Genomic DNA, 10,529 nt, shown 5'->3' on the forward strand with positions numbered 1-10,529 from the left:
TTTCAGAACCCACCAGGACCCGCTCCATGAAGCTCTACCTGACCCCCGGCGTCTGTTCGCTCTCGCCGCACATCGTGCTCGAAGAAATCGGCGTCGCCCACGAGACCGAAGCCGTCAACCTCAAGACCAAGGTCACGGCCAGTGGCGCCAACTTCCTGACCATCAACCCCAAGGGCTACGTGCCGGCTTTGCAGCTGCCCGGCGGCGAGCTGCTCACCGAAGGCCCGGCCATCGTGCAGTACCTGGCCGACCTCAAGCCCGAACTCAAGCTGGCCCCGCCCAACGGCAGCCTGGCGCGCTACCAGTTGCAAAGCTGGTTGACCTTCATCGGCACCGAGCTGCACAAGAACTTCTCGCCCTTCTTCAACCCGGCCGCGACGGACGAGATGAAGGCCATCTCGCGCGCCAACATCGAGCGTCGCCTGGGCTACGTCAACGAGCAACTCGAAGGCCGTGCGCACCTGATGGGCGAAGACTTCACCGTGGCCGACGCTTACCTGTTCACGGTGCTGGGCTGGGCGCGCATGATCAAGCTGGACCTGGCACCCTGGCCCAACGTGACGGCTTACCAGGCCCGCGTGGGCGCTCGCCCTGCCGTTCAGCGTGCGCTCAAGGCCGAAGGCCTGATCTGAGGTGCTGAGCCGAGGTCACCCCCATCGACACATAGATGCTGGTGACCGCCTCCATGCCCACATCGGCCGGCACCACCGAGGCTTGCGGCACGTAGAGCAAGCCGCCGCCAACCGGCACCGGTGCGGTCGGCACGATCACGGCCACGTAGGCCTGCCCATCGAGCATCACCGGCTCGGGCGTTGACAGCAGCGCCAGCACCTTCACGCCACCCGGCCCACCGAACGTGACCCAGACCGCGCTCATCGACTTGAGGCCTTCTTCGTCGCGCTGCCCCAGCATGTCGACGAAGCGGTTGATGAGGTCGTAGACGTTGCGCACCAGCGGGATGCGGCTGAGCACCAGGTTCAGGATGCGCGCCAGACCGGCCTGCAGCTGCGCCTCGACCAACAAGCCCAGGGCGTAGATGAAAGCCACGATGATCAGGATGCCCAGGCCATAGCCGGCCCATTCGGACTCGGACAGGCCCAGGCCCAGTTGCACGAACACCCCGCCAATCAGGCTCTGCGGGCCCAACCAACCGTAAACCAGCTGCGCCAGCCAGGTGAACACCAGCACCGTGGCGATCAAAGGCAGCGCGGCCAGCAGGCCAGCCAGGAAGGTGCGGGTGAAGTGTCGTGAAGCAGCGGCTCGGGTCATGTGGGGCCTGCGCCGATCAGGGGACGCGGGCCGCGCGATTATGGGGGTGAGCCCAAACACCTCCGTGAGCTGCGGCACACTCCGGACTCGATCCAGACCTGGGCGCCAGAACGCCCGAGCCACATGAACAATAAAATCAACAGGGATGCCCGCCGACAGGCCGGGCGCGCGTCAGCCTGGGTGCTGGCGCTGATGTGCTGCCTCCAACCCGCAGCCCAGGCCACAGCACCCACCTCGACGACGGCCGCCGACTGCGGCTGCCATTCGTCCTTCGACCAAACCCGCGAAGCGGTCACGCCCACGCAGCAAGCCTTGTTCAAGGCAGCCCACCAAGCCGATGCCGACGCCTTCTTGCGCCTGCTGCCGGCATCAGGCGACATCAGCGACGTGACGATGGGGGGCGAGCCCCTGCTCTCGGCCATCGTCCGCCCCGACCCGGACCTCAAGACAACGGACAGGAACTGGGGCTGGACCCGCGCGCCAGAGCGAGAGCGCCTGTTCGAGGCTCACCGCGCCACCCTGGCAGCCCGACAGCGCATGCTGCAAGCTGCGCTGGCTCAGGGCGCACGCCCCAACCTCATCACCTACCAAAGTCGCGTCCCCGCCTTGCAACTGGCGGTCGTGTTCGGCTCGCCCGACATGGTCGAAGCCCTGCTGCAACATGGCGCCAACCCGCGGCAAGCCAACCAGGACCGCCACCTCACGCCGCTCGAATTCCTGCTCGACCACGAGTTCTTCCTGCGCCTGCGGGGCCTGCCCGAGCTGCTGACCCGAGAAGAACGCGCCCGCGTCGTGGCCAGCCTGCTCAAGGCCGGCAGCCCCCAGCCTGACAACGTGAACTGGACCGATCTGGTCAGCCTGGTGGCAGGCGATGCCTGGCTGACGCGGTTGCTGGCCGAACATGCCCCCACAGCAGACGATCTGGCGGACACCGGCCAAAGCGCCTTGCCCACCGCCGCCGCGGCCTACCTGGGTGACGACCAAGCCCTGAAAACGCTCTTCAAGCACCTGCCCAAACAACGGCCGGCTGCCTACCAACCCAACAAGAACCCGCCTTTCGATCTGCAACTGGACGCCGCCCTGGCGGCGCTGCAAGGTGGGCACACACTGCTCGCCAAGAGCTTGCTGAGAGCGGACATGCCCTGGGCCCAGGAGGGCCCTCAGGGCGCGCCCCGGTTGGGCCAATACGTCCAGATCGACCACGAGGGCCCGATGACCGCATTGGAGTCCGCCATCCGCCGGGGCGACATCGCTCTGACCACCCAGTTGCTGGACTGGGGCGCCCCCACGGGCGACGGGCTCAAAGCGGCGATTCAAATCCGCAGCGAGGCCCTGGTGCGACTGCTGATTCAGCGCGGCGCCAACCCCGTCGAATACCGCTCCTACCACTCCGATGGCTCGCCCCTGACCTGGGTGATCGAACAAGCACCCGAGCTGCTGCCGGCCCTGCTGAGCCAACCCAGCGAAGCCACGATCAAAGCCTTGCGCGAAGAAGCACCCCAGCTGCTGCGCCAGGCGCTCGAATCCCCCAAAGCCGGCCAAGCCAGCCAACGCCCCCTGATCGAGGCCCTGTTGAAAGCCGGCGTGAGCGGGGCGGAGCTGCCACCGGCCATGTTGCATTGGGCCATCCGCGCTGGCGACATGGGTGCCATCGAGGCCTTGCACGCCGCGAAAGCCCCCTGGCCGCCCCAGGCCCTGGCCGATGCCATGGCCACCGGACAACTCGGGTTGATCGAGCGGGTGTCGCAGCTCAGCGGGCAATCGCTGTCTCAGAGCTGTCCTCGCGACTACGACAGCCTGATCCGGCTGGTCCGCGAGGCGCCGCCTTTCGCCGACCGGCTGCTCGACCTGGGCCTGCAGACCGGCCCATGCGGCCAGGCCGGCCCCCTGAGCCACCGCCTGCTGCAGGCCTGGGTCGCACCGGAAAGCCGCCCACTCATGGGCACCCGCCACCAGCGCGCCACGGCCCTGCTGCAACGCCTGTGGCAGAGCGACCCAACGCAGCGCAATGTGCCTCGGTCCTTGCTCCAAGAGCCCATCACCCAGCACCGCCCGGACGTGCTGTCGCTGGCCTTGCATGCACAGCCGCCCAGCCCCGGCACGCTGGGTGCGCTGGCCCAGATCGCCCTGGACGCCCGCAACCCGCAGGCCCTGGGCCTGATGCGCGCACACGGCCTGTCGGGCGACACGCGCCTGCCTGACGGCAAGACCCTGACCTGGCACCTGGGCTGCGACCAACCCGTCACGTGGCGCCCCCTGGCCGGCTTTGCCGACCTGCCCGCCCCGCCCTGCACCCCAAAGCCCGCCAAAGCCCCCACGGCGGCCGAAAAAGCCCTGGCGGCCAAGCTGCCCGGCGCGTACTACCTCAGCGGCGTGCGCGAGGTCGGCTCGGAGTTGCGCCTGCGCGCCGATGGCCGCTACAGCCTGGCCACCAGCTACGGCGCCGTTGACCAGTTCGTGACCGGACGCTGGCACGTCGAGGGCAAAGAAGTCGTGTTCCAGAGCGAAGACGCCTTGCCCACCGCACCCATGCGCATCCTCAAGGCCTGGTACGAGGCCGGCGTCAAAGGCGTGGACGTTCGCGCTTCCTCGGGCGGTCGGCTGATGCAGGGCTTCGTGGTCATGCCCGTGGGCAGCCAGATCAGCCACATCGGCAAGCTGCGCCCCCGGGACGAAGAAGGCTGGACCAACTTCGATGGCCCGCCTGCTTTGGGTCAGCTCGAAGGCCTGGCCATGGCCGTGGCCCTGGAGGACGGACTCCGCTGGACGCTGATGCCCCTGGCGCCCGACGCCCAAGGCCACCTGCCCAACCGCATCGAGGTCGAGGTCGACCACGCCGCCATGACGCCCCCCAGCCGCACCACGCGTTGGCGCCTGGATCAGGGCGCGCTGGTCAGCGTCGAAGACGACGCGGGCCGAGCCCGATACCAGCGGGCTGGCAGGGACTGAAGCCGCCATCGCACCGGCTTTCTATAATCTCGGGATCCCCTCTGCGCAGGCCGACGCCCCCCGGGTCGGCCTGTTTTCGTCTTGCGGTGGCCCGTCCCCGCCCGATCCCCGTCGTCCCGTCCGACCATGAGCACCAACGAAACCCAGACCTACGACCCGCGCGCCGTCGAAGCCCGTGCCCAACAGCACTGGTCGGACGCCGACGCCTACCGCGTCACCGAGTCGACGGACAAGCCGGCCTTCTACGCCTGCTCGATGCTGCCCTACCCCTCGGGCAAGCTGCACATGGGCCACGTGCGCAACTACACGATCAACGACATGCTCACGCGCTACCTGCGCATGAACGGTCACAACGTGCTGATGCCCATGGGCTGGGACGCCTTCGGCCTGCCAGCCGAGAACGCGGCGCTCAAGAACAAGGTGCCGCCCGCCGCCTGGACCTACGACAACATCGCCTACATGAAGAAGCAGATGAAGGCGATGGGTCTGGCGATCGACTGGTCGCGCGAGATCGCCACCTGCCAGCCCGAGTACTACAAGTGGAACCAGTGGCTGTTCATCAAGATGCTGGAAGCCGGCATCTGCGAGCGCCGCACGCAAACCGTCAACTGGGACCCGGTCGACCAGACCGTGCTGGCCAACGAGCAGGTGATCGACGGCCGCGGCTGGCGCTCGGGCGCGCTGGTTGAAAAGCGCGAGATCCCCGGCTACTACCTGAACATCACGAAGTACGCCGACGAGCTGCTGGGCGCCGTCGCCAACCCCGAGGACAAGAACTACCTGTCCGGCTGGCCCGAGCGCGTGCGCCTGATGCAGGAGAACTGGATCGGCAAGAGCGAAGGCGTGCGCTTTGCGTTCTCGCACGACATCCAAGGGGCCGATGGCAGCCTGATCAACAACGGCCAGATGTGGGTCTTCACCACCCGCGCCGACACGATCATGGGCGTGACCTTCTGCGCCGTGGCGCCTGAGCACCCACTGGCCGCGCACGCCGCAAGCGCGAACCCTGCGCTCAAGGCCTTCATCGACGAATGCAAGACCGGCGGCACCACCGAGGCCGAACTCGCCACGCAAGAAAAGAAGGGCATGGCCACCGGCCTGTTCGTCAACCACCCGATCACCGGTGAGAAGGTGGAAGTCTGGGTCGGCAACTACGTGCTGATGTCCTATGGCGACGGCGCCGTGATGGGCGTGCCCGCGCACGACGAGCGCGACTTCGCGTTCGCCAAAAAGTACGGCATTGCCATCAAGCAAGTCATCGCCGTCGAAGGCGAAACGTTCAGCACCGACGCCTGGGCCGAGTGGTACGGCGACAAGCAAAAGGGCCAGTGCATCAACAGCGACGCTCTCAACGGCCTGGGCCACAAGGACGCCGTCAACAAGGTCGCCGAGATCCTCATCGGCAAGGGCGTGGGCGAGAAGAAAACCACCTGGCGCCTGCGCGACTGGGGCATCAGCCGCCAGCGCTACTGGGGCACGCCCATCCCCATCATCCACTGCGCCGATTGCGGCCCGGTGCCGGTGCCCGAAAAAGACCTGCCCGTGCGCCTGCCCGAAGACGTGGTGCCGGACGGCAGCGGCAACCCGCTGAAGTCGCGCCCCGACTTCCTCAACGTGGGTTGCCCCAAGTGCGGCAAGCCCGCCCAGCGCGAAACCGACACGATGGACACCTTCGTGGACTCGAGCTGGTACTTCCTGCGCTACACCTGCGCCGACAACCACGGCGCGATGGTCGACGAGCGCACCAACTACTGGATGGCCAACGGCGGCATGGACCAGTACATCGGTGGCATCGAACACGCCATCCTGCACCTGCTGTATGCGCGCTTCTGGACCAAGGTCATGCGCGACCTCGGCCTGGTCAAGGTCGACGAGCCGTTCAAGAAGCTGCTGACGCAAGGCATGGTGCTCAACCACATCTACAGCCGTCGCACGGCCAAGGGTGGCAAGGAGTACTTCTGGCCGCATGACGTCGAGCACGTGATGGACGAGGCCGGCAAGGTCATCGGCGCCAAGCTGATCAACGCCGTCGACAGCGCTGACGGCCAGTTGCCGGTGGGCACCGCCATCGACTACGAAGGCGTGGGCACCATGTCGAAGTCGAAGAACAACGGCATCGACCCGCAAGAGCTGATCGAGAAGTACGGCGCCGACACGGCCCGCCTGTACACCATGTTCACCGCCCCGCCTGAGCTGACGCTGGAGTGGAACGACGCCGCCGTGGAAGGCAGCTACCGCTTCCTGCGCCGGGTGTGGAACTTCGGCATGAAGCTGCAAGCCCTGCCCAAGGCCGACACGGCCGCTGCCACGCAAGGCGCCACCTCGCTGGCCGACGTCGCCTTCTGCAAGGACGCCAAGGCCCTGCGCCTGGAAGTGCACACCGTGCTCAAGCAGGTGGACTACGACTACCAGCGCATGCAGTACAACACCGTGGTCTCCGGCGCCATGAAGCTGCTCAACGCGCTCGAAGGCTTCAAGGCCACCGACACCGCAGACGGCCAGATCGCCCTGATCGAAGGCTTCGGCATCCTGCTGCGCGCCCTCTACCCGGCCACGCCTCACCTGGCGCACACGCTGTGGAGCGAGCTGGGTTATGCCAGCAAGCTCGGCGACCTGCTCGATGCGCCCTGGCCCAAGGTCGACCCCTCGGCCCTGGTGCAGGACGAAATCGAGCTGATGCTGCAGGTCAACGGCAAGCTGCGCGGTTCGATCAAGGTCAGCCCGCAGGCCGACAAGGCCACCATCGAAGCCGCGGCCCTGGCCAGCGAAGACTTCGCCAAGTTCAGCGAAGGCAAGGCGCCCAAGAAGGTCGTCATCGTGCCGGGCCGCCTGGTCAACCTGGTCGTCTGATCGCGGGTGTTAAGGTCATGCCCATGCAACGCCGCCAACTCCTGACCCTGCTGGGTGCTTCGTCCCTGCTGCCCCTGGCCACGCTCGGGGGCTGTGGCTTTCAGCTGCGTCGCCAGCACGACATGGCCTTTCGCTCCATCCAGCTCAGTGGCTTCATCGGCACGTCGCCCCTGGCCACCGAGCTGGCACGCGCGCTCGACGCCAGCGGCGTGACCGTGGTCGAAAGCACCCTGCAGGCCACGCAAGCCGCATCGGCCGCAAAGGTGCCCGTCACCCACGTTGAGTTCGTGGCGCTGCAGGACACGCGAGACTCCCTGGTCTCGGCCAAAACGGCCTTCGGTCAGGTTCGCACCATGACGGCACGCTCCATCCTGCGTTTCGAGGTGCGGCGTGGCGACGGCAGCGTGCTGCTGCCCGCCTCCGACGTGGCCCTGGTGCGCGACCTCAGCTACAACGAACGCGACGCCCTGGCCAAGCAGGACGAGTCCGAAGCCCTGACCCGCGCCATGCAGACCGACATCGTCAACCAGGTGATGCGCCGCCTGGCCGCCATCAAACCTCAGCAGTTGCCGACACCGCCCGAGGCCAACAAGGCCACCGGCGGCGCCGCGCGCTGAGGCCCGGCCCCGACGCGCACCGATCGCGCACCCCGCATCCCCGACCATGCAGTTGCGCCTCGACCAACTCGCCACCCACCTCGCCAAGGGCCCGCTCAAGCCGGTCTACACCCTGCATGGCGACGAGGCCCTGCTGGCGCAGGAAGCCGGCGATGCCATCCGCACCGCCGCACGCACCCAAGGCCACACCGAGCGCCAGGTGCACACCGTGCTCAATGCCGGCACCTTCGACTGGGCCAGCCTGATCGGCGCGGCCAGCGAGATGTCGCTGTTCGGCGACCGCCAGTTCATCGAGCTGCGCATCCCAGGCGGCAAGCCGGGCAAGGAAGGCTCGCAAGCCCTGCAGCAGTACATCGAGCAGGCCGCCGGCAACGACGCGCTCATCACGCTGATCACCCTGCCCCGGCTCGACAAGACCCAGCAGTCCAGCGCGTGGTTCACCGCGCTGGATGGCGCCGGCATCACCCTGCGCTGCGACCCCATCGAGCGCCAGCAACTGCCGCTGTGGATCGCGCAGCGGCTCAAGGCACAGGGCCAGGAAGTCGAGCCCGGTGAAGCCGGCCAGCGCGCCCTGACGTTCTTCGCCGACCGGGTCGAAGGCAACCTGCTGGCGGCCCACCAGGAAATCGTCAAGCTCGGCTTGCTGCACCCGCCCGGCGTGCTCACGCTCGAGCAGATCGACGCCGCCGTGGTCGATGTGGCCCGCTTCGAGGTCTTCAAGCTGACCGAGGCCGTGCTCTCGGGCAACGTGGCGCGCACCCTGCGCATGCTCGACGGCCTGCAAGCCGAAGGCGAGGCCGCCGTGCTGGTGCACTACACCCTGGCCGGCGAGATCCAGGGCCTGTACCACGCGCGCCTGGGCCTGGATGGTGGCAAGCCGCTGCCCATGGTGCTGCGCGAGCAGCGCGTCTGGGGCCCGCGCGAGCGGCTCTATGAACGCGCATTGCCCCGCCTGCGCACGCCGCCCTTGGCGCGCCTGGTGGCACACGCCAGCATCGTCGACGGCATCGTCAAGGGCTTGCCCCACCCGCAGTGGCCGGTGGACGCCTGGGAGGCGCTGCGCCGCCTGGCACTGCAGCTGGCCGAGGTCGCGGCGCCCGCCTGAGAGCGTCCCGCCTCGGCGGCGGCCATTGACGCAGCGCCGCGTCTGCCCGGCCCCCGGCCGCGCCGCCCCCCCCTGATCCGGGGAGCGCCTCCGCTGGAAAGCCCCCAAGCGCCTTTTGCCCCTGCTGGCTACAGTCAAGCGACCATCGTTTGACGCGACACGGCAAAACCAACGTCGCCGGGACACCGTTGTGAGTACCGCCAACCTGATCCCCCTGAACCGCTCCGAGCACATGTACTGGGCCGGTGAAGGACACCTCGGCCCGATCAACCAGGCCTACATCCTGCGATTCGACCAGCCGCTCGACGAGGCCCTGGTTCGCCAGGCCCTGCGCGAGCTGACCACGGCCTTCCCGCGCATGCGCGGCATCGTCGTGCCCACGGCCTGGACGCACAAGCTGCGCATCCTGCCCGACGACCGCTTCGTCGACCAGCTCTTCGACGACTGCTACCGCATCGAGCTCGGCGTCGACCCCTCTTCGCGCGAGGCCCTCCAAGCCTGGCACACCCGCTTTCTCAACGAGCCGATCTCGCTGGAGCGCGGCCTGCCCTGGCGCGGCCGCTTCCTGCCGCACGCCACGCAGCCGGCCATCATGTTCTCGGTGCACCACATCATCGGCGACGGCCGCTCGATGGTGCAGATGCTGTGCGCCATCCTCGGGCGCCTCAACGGCCAGCCCATCGCACCCTGCAAGGTCGACTCCCCATCGATGATGCCGGCCGTCACCCCGCAAAAATGGTGGCAATGGCCCGGCAGCATCGCCCGCTGGTGGCGTGACAGCCGCGCCGAAAAAGCCGCCACGCGCAACGAACGCGTCATCCAGCTCGAAGACGGCAGCTCCAGCCACCACACCACCGTCAGCGTGCGCTACCACGAGATGCCCTTGGCCGCCGACGCCATGCGCGCGCTCGCCAAGCAGCACGGCACCACCGTCAACACCCTGCTGATGGCCATGGTGGCCAACACCTTCCTGGCGCTGGGCCACCGCGATGGCCCCGACCGACCGGGCGGCCCGCGATCGGTGGCGGCCATGCGCACCTCGGTCGACCTGCGCCGCTACTTCCCCGACGGCAAGGGCCCCGAGTTCGGCAACTTCGTCTCCGTGTTCACGGTGCGGGCGCGCCAACAAGCCACGCTGGCCGAGCAGATCGCCTCGCTCGAAGCGCAATCGAAGGCGGCCATGGCGCGCTTCGAACGCCGCGACTTCGCCCTGCCGCTCACCTTCTGGGAAATGGTGCCCTGGGTGGGCCGCACGCTCTACAGCCACCTGATCGTGCAGAGCAAGGTCAAACGCAGCCTGCCGGCGCTGTCGTGCCACCTCAGCAACCTGGGCAGCGCCGAGTTCATCAACCCCAAGGGCGGCAGCGTGCGCCTGTCCGAACTCTGGCCGACCACCATCAGCAACGTCTTCCTGCTGGGCGCGCTCAGCCTGAACGGCAAGCAGTTCTTCACCGTCATCCACCAGAACGACGAGATCTCGCCCGCCACAGTGGACCGCTTCCTGAACGAGCTCGATCGGCAACTGTGCGAATTGCGCGATCTGCAAACCGCGCCCTCGGCTGAAACCAATCGTGACAAGGCGCACGACAAAGCGCAAAACATCGTGGCGGCGGCCTGAAAACAAACGTTCGACCCTGAAGAAACCCGTGGCGTGACCGATCAAGAGGGAGTCAGCAGTACCGACACCCTCACCAAAGGTCACCATGGCCCCGCCCGCCCGACACCCCGCCTCCCAACCC

Annotated in this window: 7 protein-coding genes; 6 read left to right on the forward strand and 1 reads right to left on the reverse strand. The window is 67.7% G+C overall.

Annotation, left to right across the window (positions count from 1 at the left end; translation table 11 throughout):
* The first annotated feature begins 26 nt into the window (after positions 1-26).
* Positions 27-632, forward strand: a complete 606-nt coding sequence (gene gstA / locus ABG80_RS03115) for a glutathione transferase GstA (protein WP_058086319.1) — start codon at positions 27-29, stop codon at positions 630-632.
* Here gstA and ABG80_RS03120 read toward each other — a convergent pair.
* A complete protein-coding gene (locus tag ABG80_RS03120; protein WP_058086320.1) occupies positions 610-1,269 on the reverse strand; it encodes a DUF502 domain-containing protein in 660 nt (219 codons plus the stop codon). The genes gstA and ABG80_RS03120 overlap by 23 nt on opposite strands.
* 123 nt (positions 1,270-1,392) lie before the next feature.
* Here ABG80_RS03120 and ABG80_RS03125 point away from each other — a divergent pair, with 123 nt between their 5' ends.
* The 5 genes from ABG80_RS03125 to ABG80_RS03145 all read left to right on the forward strand — a co-directional run bounded on the left by ABG80_RS03125 (position 1,393) and on the right by ABG80_RS03145 (position 10,408).
* Positions 1,393-4,218: a hypothetical protein gene (locus ABG80_RS03125; protein WP_058086321.1), complete on the forward strand. Its 2,826-nt coding sequence runs from the start codon at positions 1,393-1,395 to the stop codon at positions 4,216-4,218.
* Positions 4,219-4,344: 126 nt separating this feature from the next.
* On the forward strand, positions 4,345-7,068 hold the full coding sequence (gene leuS, locus ABG80_RS03130) for a leucine--tRNA ligase (protein ID WP_058086322.1): 2,724 nt from the start codon (positions 4,345-4,347) through the stop codon (positions 7,066-7,068).
* A gap of 23 nt (positions 7,069-7,091) precedes the next feature.
* The gene (locus ABG80_RS03135; protein ID WP_152987430.1) at positions 7,092-7,685 is read left to right on the forward strand and encodes an LPS-assembly lipoprotein LptE; all 594 of its coding nucleotides are present in this window, start codon (positions 7,092-7,094) and stop codon (positions 7,683-7,685) included.
* A gap of 46 nt (positions 7,686-7,731) precedes the next feature.
* Positions 7,732-8,790, forward strand: a complete 1,059-nt coding sequence (holA, locus tag ABG80_RS03140; RefSeq protein ID WP_058086324.1) for a DNA polymerase III subunit delta — start codon at positions 7,732-7,734, stop codon at positions 8,788-8,790.
* Positions 8,791-8,980: 190 nt separating this feature from the next.
* Positions 8,981-10,408, forward strand: coding sequence for a condensation domain-containing protein (locus ABG80_RS03145; RefSeq protein WP_152987431.1), 1,428 nt, complete (start codon positions 8,981-8,983; stop codon positions 10,406-10,408).
* The last annotated feature ends 121 nt before the right edge of the window (positions 10,409-10,529 follow it).

Origin of the sequence: Aquabacterium parvum (assembly GCF_001447195.1) — a bacterium.
Taxonomy (GTDB): Bacteria; Pseudomonadota; Gammaproteobacteria; order Burkholderiales; family Burkholderiaceae_C; genus Aquabacterium; species Aquabacterium parvum.

Excerpts from the sequence above, each read along its gene's own strand:
- gstA (WP_058086319.1), top strand. The coding sequence starts at position 27 with ATGAAGCTCTACCTGACCCCCGGCGTCTGTTCGCTCTCGCCGCACATC.
- ABG80_RS03120 (WP_058086320.1), bottom strand. The coding sequence starts at position 1,269 with ATGACCCGAGCCGCTGCTTCACGACACTTCACCCGCACCTTCCTGGCT.
- ABG80_RS03125 (WP_058086321.1), top strand. The coding sequence starts at position 1,393 with ATGAACAATAAAATCAACAGGGATGCCCGCCGACAGGCCGGGCGCGCG.
- leuS (WP_058086322.1), top strand. The coding sequence starts at position 4,345 with ATGAGCACCAACGAAACCCAGACCTACGACCCGCGCGCCGTCGAAGCC.
- ABG80_RS03135 (WP_152987430.1), top strand. The coding sequence starts at position 7,092 with ATGCAACGCCGCCAACTCCTGACCCTGCTGGGTGCTTCGTCCCTGCTG.
- holA (WP_058086324.1), top strand. The coding sequence starts at position 7,732 with ATGCAGTTGCGCCTCGACCAACTCGCCACCCACCTCGCCAAGGGCCCG.